The organism is Blattabacterium cuenoti, from assembly GCF_014252335.1.
Lineage (GTDB): Bacteria > Bacteroidota > Bacteroidia > Flavobacteriales > Blattabacteriaceae > Blattabacterium > Blattabacterium cuenoti_AL.
Genome location: NZ_CP059218.1, coordinates 325,800 through 342,336, shown reverse-complemented (window position 1 = coordinate 342,336; position 16,537 = coordinate 325,800). Strand labels below are relative to the sequence as shown.

Annotated in this window: 13 protein-coding genes, 2 tRNA genes and 1 rRNA gene (1 of these 16 running past the window's edge); 6 read left to right on the top strand and 10 right to left on the bottom strand. The window is 24.7% G+C overall.

Annotated features, from left to right (window positions below):
• Positions 1 to 15: 15 nt before the first annotated feature.
• Positions 16 to 1,953: a ribonuclease R gene (gene rnr / locus H0H37_RS01575; protein WP_185882225.1), complete on the bottom strand. Its 1,938-nt coding sequence runs from the start codon at positions 1,951 to 1,953 to the stop codon at positions 16 to 18.
• Positions 1,954 to 2,120: 167 nt separating this feature from the next.
• On the opposite strand from rnr, the gene H0H37_RS01570 reads away from it, so the two are divergent.
• Together H0H37_RS01570 and glmS are read left to right on the top strand one after the other, a co-directional pair.
• Positions 2,121 to 2,930, top strand: a complete 810-nt coding sequence (locus H0H37_RS01570; RefSeq protein WP_185882224.1) for a glycogen/starch synthase — start codon at positions 2,121 to 2,123, stop codon at positions 2,928 to 2,930.
• A gap of 48 nt (positions 2,931 to 2,978) precedes the next feature.
• The gene (gene glmS, locus H0H37_RS01565) at positions 2,979 to 4,829 is read left to right on the top strand and encodes a glutamine--fructose-6-phosphate transaminase (isomerizing) (protein ID WP_185882223.1); all 1,851 of its coding nucleotides are present in this window, start codon (positions 2,979 to 2,981) and stop codon (positions 4,827 to 4,829) included.
• A 3-nt stretch (positions 4,830 to 4,832) separates the two neighbouring features.
• On the opposite strand, the gene H0H37_RS01560 is transcribed toward glmS, so the two are convergent.
• The 4 genes from H0H37_RS01560 to H0H37_RS01545 all read right to left on the bottom strand — a co-directional run bounded on the left by H0H37_RS01560 (position 4,833) and on the right by H0H37_RS01545 (position 7,788).
• The gene (locus tag H0H37_RS01560; protein WP_185882222.1) at positions 4,833 to 5,573 is read right to left on the bottom strand and encodes a uroporphyrinogen-III synthase; all 741 of its coding nucleotides are present in this window, start codon (positions 5,571 to 5,573) and stop codon (positions 4,833 to 4,835) included.
• Positions 5,574 to 5,630: 57 nt separating this feature from the next.
• A tRNA-Cys gene (locus H0H37_RS01555) sits at positions 5,631 to 5,701 on the bottom strand.
• 190 nt (positions 5,702 to 5,891) lie between these two features.
• Positions 5,892 to 6,521: a superoxide dismutase gene (locus H0H37_RS01550; protein WP_185882221.1), complete on the bottom strand. Its 630-nt coding sequence runs from the start codon at positions 6,519 to 6,521 to the stop codon at positions 5,892 to 5,894.
• Positions 6,522 to 6,579: 58 nt separating this feature from the next.
• Positions 6,580 to 7,788 (bottom strand): phosphoglycerate kinase, encoded by a 1,209-nt coding sequence (locus H0H37_RS01545; protein WP_185882220.1) that lies wholly within the window; start codon positions 7,786 to 7,788, stop codon positions 6,580 to 6,582.
• A 75-nt stretch (positions 7,789 to 7,863) separates the two neighbouring features.
• Here H0H37_RS01545 and H0H37_RS01540 point away from each other — a divergent pair, with 75 nt between their 5' ends.
• The gene (locus H0H37_RS01540) at positions 7,864 to 8,331 is read left to right on the top strand and encodes an RpiB/LacA/LacB family sugar-phosphate isomerase (protein ID WP_185882219.1); all 468 of its coding nucleotides are present in this window, start codon (positions 7,864 to 7,866) and stop codon (positions 8,329 to 8,331) included.
• A 17-nt stretch (positions 8,332 to 8,348) separates the two neighbouring features.
• Positions 8,349 to 8,423, top strand: a tRNA-Asn gene (locus H0H37_RS01535).
• Positions 8,424 to 8,512: 89 nt separating this feature from the next.
• On the opposite strand, the gene gmk is transcribed toward H0H37_RS01535, so the two are convergent.
• Positions 8,513 to 9,085, bottom strand: a complete 573-nt coding sequence (gene gmk, locus H0H37_RS01530) for a guanylate kinase (RefSeq protein WP_317168495.1) — start codon at positions 9,083 to 9,085, stop codon at positions 8,513 to 8,515.
• A 91-nt stretch (positions 9,086 to 9,176) separates the two neighbouring features.
• On the opposite strand from gmk, the gene H0H37_RS01525 reads away from it, so the two are divergent.
• The gene (locus H0H37_RS01525; RefSeq protein ID WP_185882218.1) at positions 9,177 to 10,166 is read left to right on the top strand and encodes an aspartate-semialdehyde dehydrogenase; all 990 of its coding nucleotides are present in this window, start codon (positions 9,177 to 9,179) and stop codon (positions 10,164 to 10,166) included.
• Here the strand turns inward: H0H37_RS01525 and rsmI are convergent.
• From rsmI to queA, 4 genes are all read right to left on the bottom strand, one after another.
• Positions 10,163 to 10,852 carry a 16S rRNA (cytidine(1402)-2'-O)-methyltransferase gene (gene rsmI / locus H0H37_RS01520; protein ID WP_185882217.1) on the bottom strand — a complete coding sequence of 230 codons (690 nt, stop codon included), beginning with the start codon at positions 10,850 to 10,852 and terminating at the stop codon, positions 10,163 to 10,165. The genes H0H37_RS01525 and rsmI overlap by 4 nt on opposite strands.
• A gap of 458 nt (positions 10,853 to 11,310) precedes the next feature.
• Positions 11,311 to 13,431 (bottom strand): type I DNA topoisomerase, encoded by a 2,121-nt coding sequence (gene topA / locus H0H37_RS01515; protein WP_185882216.1) that lies wholly within the window; start codon positions 13,429 to 13,431, stop codon positions 11,311 to 11,313.
• Positions 13,432 to 13,434: 3 nt separating this feature from the next.
• On the bottom strand, positions 13,435 to 14,412 hold the full coding sequence (locus H0H37_RS01510; RefSeq protein WP_185882215.1) for a polyprenyl synthetase family protein: 978 nt from the start codon (positions 14,410 to 14,412) through the stop codon (positions 13,435 to 13,437).
• A 10-nt stretch (positions 14,413 to 14,422) separates the two neighbouring features.
• Entirely contained in the window at positions 14,423 to 15,469 is a 1,047-nt protein-coding gene (gene queA, locus H0H37_RS01505) for a tRNA preQ1(34) S-adenosylmethionine ribosyltransferase-isomerase QueA (RefSeq protein WP_185882214.1), read from the bottom strand.
• Between the two features lie 188 nt (positions 15,470 to 15,657).
• On the opposite strand from queA, the gene H0H37_RS01500 reads away from it, so the two are divergent.
• A 16S ribosomal RNA gene (locus H0H37_RS01500) occupies positions 15,658 to 16,537 on the top strand (it continues 593 nt past the right edge of the window).

Genomic DNA, 16,537 nt, shown 5'->3' with positions numbered 1-16,537 from the left:
TTTACTATTTAAGATTTAAGAAATAATCCAATCTAGAGTAATTTGTTTTTTCTCTAAATTCACTTTTTTAATTTTTACTACAATTTTATCTCCTAAATAAAAAATTTTTTTTGTTTTTTCTCCTGTTATACTATATTTATCTGAATTTAATATGTATATATCGTCTTGAATCTCTTTTAATCGTATTATTCCCTCTGTTTGAAAAAGTAGTAACTCAATATACATATTCCAATCAGTAAAACCAGTAATAATACCTTCAAATGTATTTCCAATAAATTGCTTAAGGTATTTTACTTGTAAAAATTTTGTAAATTCTCTTTCTAAATCTACAGCAATACGTTCTTTATTACTACAATAAATCAATTTTTTTTCGTAATATTCTGTTAATTGTAATTGTTGTTTGTCTCTATCATTTAAATAGTGATTCAGCAAACGATGAGCCATGATATCAGAATATCTTCTAATTGGAGAAGTAAAATGAGTATAATAAAGAAAAGATAATCCATAATGACCTATATTTTGAGTAGTATATTTTGCTTTACTCATTGAACGAAGAATTAAATTTTCAATCATATTTTTTTCAGATGTTCCATGTATACTTTTTAACAATTGATTAATAGATTTTTTAATATTATTTTTATTAATATTCAAAGAATATCCCAGTGGTTTGATGATTTTTTTTAAAATAAGTAATTTTTTCATATCTGGTTGGTCATGAACTCTGTAAATATATATATTGTTTGATGGTAGTCCTTGAGAAGTTAAACTAACAAATTCAGAAATTTTGTTATTTGCTAATAACATAAATTCTTCTATTAGAGAATGTGCTTTTTTATTTTTTTCAAAATATATATTAATAGGATTATTCTGTGTATCTAAATTAAATTTTAATTCTAACTTATCTAATATTACGGATCCATTACTTAATCTTTTTTGTATAAGTTTTTTAGAAAAACAAAATAAAGTATGTATTTCTTCATAGAAGTCACCTTTTTTTTCATCAATAATTTTTTGTACTTCTTCATAAGTAAATCGTCTTTTTGATCTTATAATTGTTTTACCAAACCAACTTTTTAGTATAGTTCCTTGTTTATCTATGTTAAAAATAGATGAAAAACTTAGTTTATCTTGTTTTGGACGTAAAGAACAAAGATTATCAGATAAAATTTTTGGAAGCATAGGAATAACTTTACCAACTAAATAAATGGAGGTTGCACGAGTATAAGCTTCTTTATCTAATACGCTTCCTTCTTTTACATAATGAGTAACATCTGCAATATGAATTCCTATTTCCCATATATCGGAATGTAATTTTCTAATGGAAAGTGCATCATCAAAATCTTTTGCATCAAGAGGATCTATAGTAAAAGTATTAATATTTCGCATATCCCTTCTATTTTGCAAATTTTTTTGATTTTCTTTTGCAATTTTTTTAGCTTCTTTTTCTACTTTTTTAGAAAATTCATAAGAAATGTTATATTCTTCTAATAAAGAATAAAATTCTGTGTTATATTTTCCAACAACTCCAAAGGTTTTAATAATTTTACCTAAAGGATGTTTTGAATGTTGTGGCCATGAAATAAGTTTTACTAAAACTTTTTCGTCATTACAATATCCTTTTAGTTGATTTTTAGTAATTACAATATCTATATGTATAGTATTATTGTGTATAATAACTACTCCATATTTAGGTTTAATTTTTAAGATTCCTACAAAATATTTTCTTTTTCGTTTTATTATTTTTATAACTTCACCTTCTATTTTGTTATTTGATTTATGAATAAAATATTTTACATAAACCAAATCTCCTTCTATGGCATGATTAGTTTTATGTTTTGGAATAAAAATATCTTTTTTTAATCCTTTAACCTCAACAAAGGCATATCCATAATTAGTTATATTGATAACTGCATTAACAAAATGATTTTTTTTTTGTTGATTTTTTGTTTTCATAATACAAAAAAAGAATATCAATTTACAGTTAAAAAATATGAAGAATTTTTTCTATATAAAAACTAAACATTTTTTTTATTCAATTTAGGATTGTATATTATTTATTATCTTTGTATTGACCCTTGTTTAGTTTTCACAAATTCAAAATAAAAATTTTTTTAATTGAAATGACAGGCAAACGTATATTATATGTAACTTCAGAGTTATTTCCTTTCACTCCAAAGAATATTATTTCTTTATCAGTTTTAAAGGCCACTAAGTTTATGCAATCAATAGGAAATGATGTACGTATATTCATGCCGCGTTTTGGATTAATAAATGAAAGACGACATCAATTACATGAAGTAATTAGATTGTCAGGCATGAATTTGACTATTAATAAAATTGATCAACCTTTATTAATTAAAGTTGCATCCATTCCTGATGTTAGGCTACAAGTTTATTTTATAGATAATGAAGAATATTTTCAACGAAAAGCTATTTATGAAGATAAAAATGGAATGTTTTTTTCTGATAATGATGAAAGATCTTTATTTTTTACAAAAGGTGTATTAGAAACTGTAAAAAGATTAAATTGGAAACCTGATTTAATTCATTTATATGGATGGATGAGTTATTTGATTCCATTGTATATAAAATCTATGTATAAACATGATTCAGTGTATAGTAATTCAAAAATTATTGTTTCTATATATAACAAACCTTTTATAGGAAATTTAAATCAGGAAATTATTAGAAAAATCAAGTTAGATGGTATAATTACTGATAAATTAAAATTATTACAACATCCTAATCCTAATTATTTCAATTTATTAAAATTGAGTATGTTTTTTTCAGATGCTATTATTAAAGGAGATGAGACTTATCCGAAAGAAATAGAAAATTATATAAAAGAAAATAAATTATATTTTTTCAAATATTATCCATTTGAAGAAATAGAAACTGTTTATAGAAAATTTTATCAAGAAACTATTTGATAGAAAATTAATGAATAAATCAACTACAACTCAAATTCATTATTTCTAATGTGTGGCATAATTGGTTATTTAGGATATAGAGATGCGTATCCAATTATTATTAATGGATTAAAAAAATTGGAATACCGTGGTTATGATAGTTCTGGAATTGCAATTTTGTATGATGGAGGATATTGTTTATATAAAACAAAAGGTCGTGTATGTGAACTAGAAAAAAAAATATCATATAATATCAACATAAAAGGAAAAAAAGGAACAACAGGAATAGGACATACTAGATGGGCAACACATGGAATTCCTAATGATATTAATGCACATCCTCATGTTTCAAATTCTAATGAACTTATTTTAATTCATAATGGCATAATAGAAAATTATCATGCTATTAAAATTATTTTATCAAACAAAGGATTTACTTTTAAGAGTAAAACAGATACAGAAGTATTAGTTAATTTGATTGAATATATTAAAAATGAAAATAAATTATCTTTAGAAGAAGCAGTTAGAATTTCTTTAAATGAAATAATAGGAGCATATTCTATAGCTATAGTAGAAAAATCACATCCAGAAAGAATTGTTATAGCTAAATTAGGTAGTCCGCTAGCATTAGGAATTAATGATAAAGAATTTTTTATTGCATCTGATCCTATTCCATTTTTAAATTATACTAGAAATGTCCTTGATTTGAAAGATGGAGAAATGGCAATTTTAAAAAGAAATAATGAATTAGATCTACGTCAAATTACAAATAATCATAAATTAAGTCCTAGTATTAGAGAACTTCATATTAATTTAAAAAAAATTGAAAAAGGTGGATATCAATATTTTATGTTGAAAGAAATATATGAACAACCAAAAACAATTTTTGATACTTTACGTGGTAGATTATCTAATGAATTAATATGTATAGAAGGAATTGAATCTAATATAGATAGATTTATTAATGCAAAATCTATTACAATAGTAGCTTGTGGAACTTCTTGGCATGCTAGTTTAATTGGAGAATATTTATTAGAAGATTTTGCTAAAGTACCAGTAGAAGTAGAGTATGCCTCAGAATTTAGATATAGAAATCCAATTATAGAAAAAAAAGACATAGTCATTGTTATTTCTCAGTCAGGTGAAACTGCTGATACTATAGCCGCATTAAAATTAGCAAAAGAAAAGGGAGCATTTGTATTTGGAATTTGTAATGTTGTTGGATCATTTATTGCAAGAAATGTTGATGCTGGTATGTATACTCATGCTGGGCCTGAAATAGGAGTAGCATCTACAAAATCTTTTACTGCTCAGATTACGGTCTTATTTTTATTAGCTTTAAAAATTGGTAAGCAACGATCTAAAATCACAAATTATCGTTATAAATTATTGTGTAAAGAACTTGGATCAATTACAGAAAAAGTGAAAACTACTTTAAAAATTGATAATATTATTGATAAAATATCTATAAATTATCATAATGTTGAAAATTTTCTTTATTTAGGTAGGGGAATAAATTTTCCAGTTGCTTTAGAAGGAGCTTTAAAATTAAAAGAAATTTCCTACATTCATGCAGAAGGATATCCTGCAGCTGAAATGAAACATGGACCTATTGCTTTAATTGATGAAAAAATGCCTGTAGTTATTATTGCTACACAAAATAGTGTTTATGAAAAAATTATAGGAAATATTCAAGAAATTAAAGCTAGAAAAGGTAAAATTATTGCTATTGTTAATAAAGGTGATTTTCAAGCAAGTATGTTAGCAGATCATATCATTGAAATTCCAAAAATTTCTGAAGAATTAAGTCCAATATTAACAGTTTTACCTCTTCAACTATTAGCTTATAAAATTGCTTATATAAGAGGAAAAAATGTAGATCAACCAAGAAATTTGGCTAAATCTGTAACAGTAGAATAAAAATTATGTTTTATCTTTAATATATTTTTCTAATGCTTTCATCATAGATGGATTTTCTGGAGTAGGAGCAGTGATAGAAATTTTTAATCCTGCTTTGTATGCAGCATCTAAAGTACTTTGTCCAAAAGTAGCTATTTGTGTATGTCTTTGATGAAATTTGGGAAAATTTTCAAATAAAGATTTAATACATATAGGACTAAAGAAAACTAGTAGATCATAATAATATATGTGTTTTAAATCAGATAAATTACTATAAGTAGTTTTATATAAAATTGCTCTTTTCCAAGAAACATTTAATTGATTTAACATTTTGGAAATTTCTGGGTTTAATGTATTTGAAGAAGGAAGAAGAAATCTTTCATTAGAATGTTGGTTGATATATGGAATGATGTCTTGGAAATACATATTACCAATATGTACTTTTCTTTTTCTATAAACTATATATTTTTGTAAATAATTTGCAATTGATTCTGTTAAACAGATATATTGCATATTTACAGGTATTTGAAATTTCATGGATTTAGAAAGTCTAAAATAATAATCTATAGAATTTTTACTAAGAAAAATAACTTCTGTAAAATCAGCAAAATTTATTTTTTGTTTTAAAATTTCAATATTTGAAACTCCTTGAATATCTATAAAAGATCTAAAATCTATTTTTACATTTTTATTTTTTCTAAGTTTTAGATATGGTGAATTTAAATTTTTTATAGTTTGAGAAATTAGGATATTATTGATTTTCATAAAATATAAAACAAATAAATTTACAACTTAATGCAATTATTCATAAAAATATAAAAAAGGCACCGAGCGGAATCGAACCGCTATAAAAGGTTTTGCAGACCTCTGCCTTTCCAATCGGCCACAGTGCCATAGCATCATATACCATACCATAATTCATCATATAAAATTATGCAACATTTATCTACATAGATATTTTGACTACATCATTTGATAATGTAATATTTGATTGGTATATCATATAATGTAATATATATTGGTTGTTAGTTGAATGTTATTGCTAAATTATTATAAAATTTAGTTGGTAATTTTACCACTTAATTACTTCATATTAATAGATTGTGTATAATTTTTTTCTACTTGTTTCCAATTAATAATGTTCCAAAACGATGAAATATAATCAATACGTCTATTTTGATATTGTAAATAATATGCATGTTCCCAAAGATCTAATCCTAGGATTGGATATCCAGCATGATCATGTTTTATTCCTAACATTAATGGATTATCTTGATTATTTGTAGAAATAATAGTGAGTTTATTATTTGTTGGATTAAGACATAACCAAGCCCATCCAGAACCAAAATGATTGATAGCAATGGAAGAAAATTCGTTTTTGAAAAAATTAAAAGATTGAAACCTGTTATTAATAATATTCATTAAATATTCACTAGGGGCGGTCATTTGTTTATTTGGAATTAAAATTTTCCAAAAAAAATTATGATTATAATATCCTCCACTATTATTTTTAATTTTTTGATCCTCAATATGTGATCTTCTTAAAATTTTTTCTATGGAAATATTATCCATATCTGTTTGACGTATAGCATTATTTAAGTTATTTGTATATATAGCATGATGTTTTTGATGATGAATTTCCATTGTTTTTCTATCGATATATGGTTCAAGTTCATCATATGCATAATTTAATTTTGGTAGGGTAAATGACATATTAATTATATTGTATATTCGAAAAATAAAAAACAAATATACATTATTTTGTTTTTGTTTATGAAAAAAAAGCTTGTATACCAGGAAGTGTTGTATTTTGAAGGCTTTCTAAAAGTGCTCCACCTCCGGTGGATATATAACTTACTTTGTTTTCAAGTTGAATCATTTTTAATGCAGCAATAGAATCTCCACCACCGACCAAAGAAAAACAATTATTTTTTATAGTTAATTCTACTATAAATTTTGCTATTGATTGAGTTCCTATATAAAAAGGATGTTGTTCAAATACCCCAAATGGACCATTCCAAAGAATTGTTTTAGATTGTTTTAAAATGGTACAAAAAAAATTGATAGATTCAGGTCCTATATCTAAACCTTTCCATCCATGTGGAATAGAATTTATAGAAACTATTTTTGTTTGATGCTCATTATTATTAACAATAATAACATCCTTTGGAAAAAATATTTTTTTATGATTATTTTCTAAAACAGATTTTAATTCTGTTTCTATTTTTTTATCATATTTTTCTGTCAAAGAATCTCCTATTTGTCCACCTAAAATTTTAATAAATGGATATGCCATTCCTCCTCCTATTAAAATATGATCTGCAAAATGAACTAAATTTTTAATAATTTTAATTTTAGAATTAATTTTGGATCCACCTAATAAAACAGAAATAGGTTGTTTACCAGTTCCTAAAAATTTATTTAAAGATTTAATTTCTTTTTCCATTAAAAATCCAATACATTTTCTATTTACAAATAATTTTGGTAATGTTGTTATAGAGGCATGGAAACGATGAGATGATCCAAATGCATCATTAACATAAATATCTCCAAGTTTAGATAATTGAAATGCAAAAAGTTTATTATTATCTTCTTCTTCTTGATAAAATCTTAGATTTTCTAATAGCATAACTTCCTTATTTTTTAAATTTAAAACTAATTGTTCTACCATAGGTCCTATGCAATATTCTGAAAATTTGATAGTAACTTTTAATTTTTTATATAAATAAGGAATCAGAAATTTTATGGAATAATTTTTATTATATTTTCCTTTTGGTCTACCAAAATGTGATAGTAATATTACTTTTCCATTATCATATAATACTTTTTTTATTGTAGGAATTGAAGATTTAATTCTTGTATCATCTAATATATGAAAGTTTTTAGGATTTATTGGTATATTAAAATCTACTCTAATTAAAGCAATTTTATTGTAAAAATTGAAATCATTAACAGTTTTTATTAAGTTTAAATTAATCATTTAATATAATCATTCATTCGTTTGTTTGTAAAATATAATTCAAATATATTTAAAATTTTGATGTATTTTTATAAAATGATAATTGCTATAGGAGCTGATCATACAGGAATAAATTATAAAAATATAATTAAGACTTATTTACAAAATATTAAAAACTATCAAGTCAAAGATTGTGGATATTGTGCTAATATATCTACTAACGGATTAATCAAAGTAGATTATCCAGATTTTGTTCATCCTACCGCTAAAATGGTAGTGGATGGTAAAGCCGATTTTGGAATTATTATTTGTGGTAGTGGAAATGGTGCCGCTATGACAGCTAATAAATATCCACAAATTCGTGCAGCTTTAGTATGGAAAAAAGAAATTGCTTTATTAGCAAGAAAACATAATAATGCAAATATCATTAGTTTACCATCTCGTTTTATTAGTCAAAAAGAAGTATTGAATTTGATTAACATATTCTTTAATACAGAATTTGAAGGAGGACGACATAAACAAAGAATTAAAAAAATTCCGATTATAAATAAATTAATGAACTGAAAAATTCAGATAACAAATCCTCAGTAGCTCAGTTTGGTTAGAGCATCTGACTGTTAATCAGAGGGTCGCTGGTTCAAATCCAGCCTGGGGAGTTAGTTATTTATTTATGATGTATGTGATGAGAGTCAGTGTGTATATCTAGTATAAGTATAGTGGTGTGGTTGATATGATATAAAAATTGTTAATTAAATATAAAATTTGAGACTATTTTTAATATTTTTTCTTTTGTTATAGATAAATCTAAATTAATTAATACTATATCAAATAATTTAGAGAATTTCCATTCTGTGGCAGCTTTTTTTAAACGAATATATATTTTATAATAATTTTCAGAATTTCTTTTAATTAGTCTATTTTCTAAAGTTTTGATGGAATTCACCATTAAAAATATAGATAAAGAATTATTTGGATATTTTGTTTTTAAATTTATTCCCCCTTTTACATCTACATCAAATAAAACGTGATAATTTGAATTCCAAATTCTAAATATTTCTTCTTTTAAAGTTCCATAAAATAATTGAGGATAAACTTCTTCCCATTCTATAAAATGATGATTATTTATTTTATTAATAAATTCATTTTTAGATAAAAAAAAATAATCTTTTTTATCTATTTCAAAAGGTCGAATAGTACGTGTTGTGCATGATATAGAAAATTTTAATAATGGAATTTTAGAAAGTAAAAAATTAGAAATGGTTGTTTTACCAGATCCAGATGATCCTGATAAAATAATCATTTTTCCTTGTTTCATCATATCAGTTTAAGTAATGTTATAAATAAATATTATTTACTAATTTTGTTAAAAAAATATAGAAATAAGATAGACAATCTAAACATTTTTAATTATGAAATTAGGAATAGTAGGAGCAACTGGAATGGTAGGTAGAACTATGATAAAACTTTTAGAAGAAAGAAAATTTCCAGTTCAAAATTTGTTTTTATCTGCTTCCAAAAGATCGATAGGGAAAGAATTTTTTTTTCGAGAAAAAAGACATGAAGTAATTAGTATAAAAGATTTATTATCAATTCGTCCTAATATAGTTTTATTTTCTGCAGGATCAGATATTTCAATAAATTGGGCACCAAAATTTTCTAGAATTGGATGCTTTGTAATAGATAATTCTTCTGCATGGAGAATGGATCCAGAAAAAAAATTAATTGTTCCTGAAATTAATTCATGTTTTTTATCTAAAAAAGATAAAATTATTTCTAATCCTAATTGTTCTACTATACAATTAGTCATGATTTTAAATCCTTTACATATAGAATATGGAATTAATAGAGTTGTAATTTCAACATATCAATCTGTTACTGGAACAGGAAGAAAAGCTTTAATGCAATTAAAAGAAGAGGAACAAGGATGTTCTAGTTTAAAAGTATATCCATATCCTATATATCACAATGTATTACCACATTGTGATATGTTTGAACAAAATGGATATACCAAAGAAGAAATGAAATTAATTAAAGAAACAAAAAAAATTTTAAACGATCAAAATATAGCAATTACAGCTACTGCTGTTCGTGTACCTGTAATTGGTGGGCATTCAGAAAGTGTTAATATTACATTGAAAAACAAACCAAATATTGAGAAAATAAAAAAAATTTTTTCAAATTCAAAAGGAATTATTCTTCAAGATAATCCAGATAAAAATATTTATCCAATGCCGTTATTTTCTCATAATAAAGATGATGTTTTTGTTGGAAGAATACGTATAGATGATTCTTGTATAAATTCGTTAAATATGTGGATTACATCAGATAATCTGAGAAAAGGAGCAGCAACCAATGCTATTCAAATTGCAGAATTATTAATAGAAAAAAAATATGTTTAATTATTATGTATTATTGAATGTCCATGAATAATCAATACATATTCTCCTAATATTTTTTTGTTTTTATTTTGTAATTGTAAAATTAAATTATTAATTTTTCCTCTAAATGTTTCTTGAAACATTTTTGATATTTCTTTACAAAGAACAATATATTGATCTGAACCACAAAGATCTTGTATATCATTTAAAGTATTTAACAAGCGATGAGGTGATTCATACATTACAATAGTTCTTTTAACTTGTAAAAGATTTTTCAATTTATTGATTCTTTTTATTTTCTTTTTAGATAAAAACCCAATAAATGTAAATTCATGAATAGGAAGTCCAGAAATTACTAATGCAGGTACAAAAGCGGTTGCTCCAGGTAAACATTCTATATTTATAGAATGTTTAATACAAGATTGAATAAGGAGAAACCCAGGGTCTGATATACTTGGTGTTCCTGCATTAGTAATTAATGCTAATTTTTTACCTTGTTTAATAATTTTTAAAATATGAGGAATTATATAATGTTCATTATAACAAGTATAAGTTTTAATAGATGTCTTTATTTTATAATAATTTAGTAATTTTTTTGAAAATTTATAATTTTCTACTAAAATAATATCTACTTCATTTAATATTCTAAGACTTCGAAATGTTAGATCTTCTCTATTTCCTATAGGAGTAGGAATAATATATAACATTATATTGATTGTTGATAATCTTTAATAATAAATATATATAATTCTTATTATAATATAAAGATATGAAGATATTATATCGATTAACAAATTATGTGATTAATAAGGAAAGGAAAGGAAAGGAAAGGAAAGGAAAGGACAAAAATATTTTAATATGATTGGAAATGAGGCTGTGTGTTAAAAACAATTAGTTTTACTGATAATTTATCTTTATCTCATTATTATATTTTGATAGGAAAATATTTACCTTATAATGAATTTTTGATAATATAAATGAAAACTATGACAGAAGCTTTTGCAATACAATAAATTTCTGTTTATGTAATATCATACAATAAGTATTATTATTTACAAAATATTTAGATTATGTTAAATGAAACGTACAGGTAATGATAAAGCTTCATATTCAACTACTTAATCAAAGATATTTTGATAATTAATTAATAAACAATAAACAGAATTTATTTTTTCTTATCGAGATGTCTATTTTTTAATATAATATCAATAGCTTGTTTTATATTTATTGATGAATTAAAAAACAATTCTTGATTAATTGTAATATATTGATTATTATGTTGAATGAAAATATTATATTTATTCATTTTTAATAAAATTTCTTTATTTTCAAATTTTCCTAGCAATTTAGGTAATTCAATAAGTTTTAATGCTTCTTGTAAAGAAATACTTTCAATGGTTTGATTAACTAATAATGGAGAAAATTTTGGTTTTTCTTTTTGATTTAATTCAAATTCTCCCATCTGTATAACTGGACCAAAACGAGCAATTTTAGCAAAAATTTTTTTCTTATATAAAGGATCTAATCCCAAAAAACGTTGTTTTTTAATTTTCTCAACATGTTCAGTGACATACTTTAATTTTTTATTAAAATGATTATAAAAATTATGAATAATATTGTACCAAATTTTATCTCCTTTTGCTATATCATCAAAATCTTTTTCTAAATTAGCAGTAAAATTATAGTCTATAATATTATGAAAATTTGTTTTTAAAAATTTTGTTACAATAATTCCCATTTCTGTAGGTAAAAATTTATTTTTTTCGGTATTAATAATGTTATCTGTTTTTTGAATAATGACATTATTTTTAAGAATTAAAGATTCAACCGTATTTTTAGTTTGTATATATTTTTGAATGATTACATAATGTCTTTTTTGTATAGAATAAATGATAGGCACATAAGTAGAAGGTCTACCTATTCCAAGATTTTCTAAAGTTTTCACTAAAGATCCTTCATTATATCTAGGTACATGTTGTGTTAAAAATTGTTTTGCTATAATTTCTTGTTGTTGTAAAGGAGTTCCTATTTTAATATCATTATATTCAGTATGTTGTGATGTTTTGTGTATTTTCATAAATCCATCGAAAATCATATATTTTGTTGAAAAAATAAAAGGATGTTCTAAATTAGAAGATTGTATATAAAAATTTTTGTATGCAATAATAGCATCTGACATTTGTCCTATAATAGTGCGTTTCCAAATTAATTGATAAAGCAATTGTTGAAAAGTATCTAAAGAATTTAAAACAGAACTATTGTTAATATCAGTTGGATGAATACTTTCATGAGCTTCTTGAGCAAATTTTGATTGATATGAAAATTCTTTTGGTGATAAATATTTTTTACCATAGGTCATAAGAATAAAATCGGTGATTTGTTTACAAATATCTTTAGATAAATGAGTGCTATCTGTTCGTATATATGTTATATATCCTTGTTCATATAATTTTTGAGCTATCGACATAGTTTTATATATAGAAAAATGTAATTTTTGATTTGCTTCTTGTTGTAAAGATGTTGTTGTAAATGGTGGTGGTGGAGATGTTTTTTTTTGTGTTATTTTGATATTTTTAATGAAAAAAGATGTTTTTATGCATGACGATAAAATGGATTGTACTTCGTTTTTTTCTTGTATTTTTTTTAAAAATTTTGCATTAAGTATAATATTGTTGTTATTATTTTGTTGTATTGTAAAGGTCCCATATATTTTATATCCTGTAACTGGAGTAAATTTTTGGATATTTTGTTCTCTATCTACAATAAGTCGTACTACTGCAGATTGAACTCTTCCAGCAGATAATCTAGAATTAATTTTTTTCCACAAAATTGGAGATAATTGAAATCCAACTAATCGATCCATAATTCTCCTTGCTTGTTGAGCATATACTAAATTATAATTAATTTGTCTTGGGTTTTGTATAGCTTTTAATATAGCATTTTTGGTAATTTCATGAAATACAATTCTTCTTACTTTTTGATCTGGTATATTTAATATTTTATAAATATGATATGCTATAGCTTCACCTTCTCTATCCTCATCAGAGGCAATCCAAATTATATTATAATTATTCATTATTGCTTTAAGATGTTGAACTATTTTTAGTTTTTTTGGAAGAATTACGTAATTAGGTTGAAAATTATTGTTAAAATCAATTCCAATTGTTTTTTCTGGAAGATCTACAATATGTCCATTACTAGATACTACATGAAAGTCATCTTTAAGTAACTTTTGTATAGTATTAGCTTTCGTTGGAGATTCCACAATCACTAAATTTTTTGTCATATATTATATATTTCTTTCTACTAGAAAATTGACTAATGATTTTAAAGAGTCTTTAGTTGATCCTTTTGGATAATTATCTAATATTTTTAAAGCTTTATTTTTATATTTTATCATTTGTTTAATAGCATATGTAATACCACCTGATTGTTTAACATAATCTATAATTTTATGATTGGTGGTGTGATTATTAAAATTTTTTATAGAATCTAATATCCATATTTTATCATTTTTAGATGCTTTTTTAATAGCATAAATAAGGGGTAATGTTATTTTTTTATCTTTTAAATCAATTCCTACTGGTTTTCCAATTAATTTGTCATTTATATTATCATAATCAAATAAATCATCTCTAATTTGAAAAGCTATACCAGATAATTTTCCAAAGTATTTCATATTTAAAGATGTTCGTTTACTGACATTAACAGAAATTGCTCCTCCTTCACAAGAGGCAGAAATTAATCCAGCAGTTTTTTTACAAATAATTTGATTATATATTTTTTCTGTAATATCTAAAGTTTGAGATTTTTCTATTTGTAATAATTCTCCTTCACTCATATTTTTTACAGTTGTACAAATAATTTTTAATAAATCATGATAATGATGATTAGTTGCTAATAAAAGTCCTTTAGATAAAAAATAATCTCCTATTAAAACAGCTATTTTATTTTGCCAGATAGCATTAATTGAAGAAAATCCTCTTCTAAAATTGCTATTATCAATAACATCATCATGTACTAATGTAGCAGTATGAATTAACTCTATTAAAGACGCAGTATGATATGTTTTTTTTTGTATGTTTCCTAACATTTTTGCAATTAAGAAAACAAACATAGGACGAATTCGTTTGCCTTTTTTAGGAATTATATAATTATTAATATTTTTTATTAAAGAAATTTTATTTTTTGTAATTTGAAAAAATTGTTTTTCAAAATATTTCATTTCTTCTTGTATAGAGACTTGAATCTTATCAAGAATATTCATATATTATTTTTTATGGTAATATTAACATAGAATCACCATAAGAATATAATCTATATTTATTTTGTATAGCTATTTGATAAGCTTTCATGAGTAAATTATATCCTGTAAAAGCAGATGTCATCATAAGTAATGTTGATTTAGGCATATGAAAATTAGTAATCATACAATTAGCTATATTAAAATTATAAGGAGGAAATATAAATTTGTTAGTCCATCCAGAAAAAGGATTTAAATTTTTATTTGAAGAAACAGAGCTTTCAATAGCTCTCATAGATGAAGTTCCTACTGCACATATCATTTTTTTTTGTTTAATAGATTGATTTACGATTTCACAAATATTTGATTTAATAAAACATTTTTCTGAATCCATTTTATGTTTAGATATATCTTCTACTTCTACAGGTAAAAAACTACCCAATCCAATATGGAGTGTAATTTCTACTATATTAATTCCTTTTATTTCTAATTTTTTTAAAAGATGTTTTGAAAAATGTAATCCAGCAGTAGGAGCAGCAACAGATCCTTCTATTTTTGCATAAATAGTTTGATAACGTATTTTATCTATTTTTTCTGGATATCTATTAATATATTTTGGTAGTGGAGTTTTTCCTATTTCTTTTATTTTTTTTATAAGATTTGTATGATTCCCCATGTAATGTAATTGTAAAATTCTTCCTCTAGAAGTAGTATTATCTATTACTTCTCCGGTTAATCCATAACCAAAGTTCAGTTTATTTCCAACTCTTACTTTTCTTGCTGGATCTACTAAAACATCCCATGTTCTATCTATAGCATCTAATTCTCTTAATAAAAAAACTTCTATTTTAGCTTCTGTTTTATCTTTATTACCAAATAATCTAGCTGGAAAAACTTTTGTATTATTTAAAATTAATGTATCTCCTTCATTAAAATATTGATATATATCTTTAAATAATTTATGTTCAATTATTTGATGTTTTTTATGTATTACCATTAATTTAGATTCATCTCTTTCTTTAGTAGGATAAGTAGCTAATAGATCAATGGGAAATTTAAAATCAAAATCAGAAGTTCTCATAATAAAAATAACAAAATAACAACCTAAAAAAAATAAAATTATATTATTTTTTTTTTAACAAAAAAATATTTTTTAAGAAAAAACATATATATTTGGTATTATTTTGTTCTTTTAATTTTTGAAAAAATTTTCTAGACCTAATTCATTGTAATATTTTTTAATAGAATTTTTACGTATTTAATTATTTTACAACGGAGAGTTTGATCCTGGCTCAGGATGAACGCTAGCGGCGGGCTTAACACATGCAAGTCGAGGGGCAACATAAAATATATTTATATATTTTGATGGCGACCGGCGTACGGGTGAGTAACACGTACGTAACCTGCCTCTTGCTAGAGGATAGCCCAAGGAAACTTGGATTAATATTCTATAGTATAAAATTTTCGCATGAAGATTTTATTAAAGCAGAAATGTGGCAAGAGATGGGCGTGCGTCCGATTAGTTAGTTGGTAGAATAAAAGCCTACCAAGACAATGATCGGTAGGGGGCCTGAGAGGGCGATCCCCCACACTGGTACTGAGATACGGACCAGACTCCTACGGGAGGCAGCAGTGAGGAATATTGGTCAATGGAGGAAACTCTGAACCAGCCACGTCGCGTGCAGGAAGAATGCCTTATGGGTTGTAAACTGCTTTTGTTTAGGAATAAAGATTTTTACGTGATAAAAATTTTGAAGGTACTAAAAGAATAAGTGTCGGCAAACTCCGTGCCAGCAGCCGCGGTAATACGGAGGACACAAGCGTTATCCGGATTTATTGGGTTTAAAGGGTGCGTAGGCGGTTTATTAAGTCAGTAGTGAAATATTACAGCTTAACTGTTAAAAGTGCTATTGATACTAATAAACTAGAGTGAGATTGGAGTAGCTGGAATGTGTGGTGTAGCGGTGAAATGCATAGAGATCACACAGAACACCGATCGCGAAAGCAGGTTACTAAGTCTATACTGACGCTGAGGCACGAAAGCGTGGGGAGCAAACAGGATTAGATACCCTGGTAGTCCACGCCGTAAACGATGATCACTAGTTGTTGGATATTATATTCAGTGGCTAAGCGAAAGTGATAAGTGATC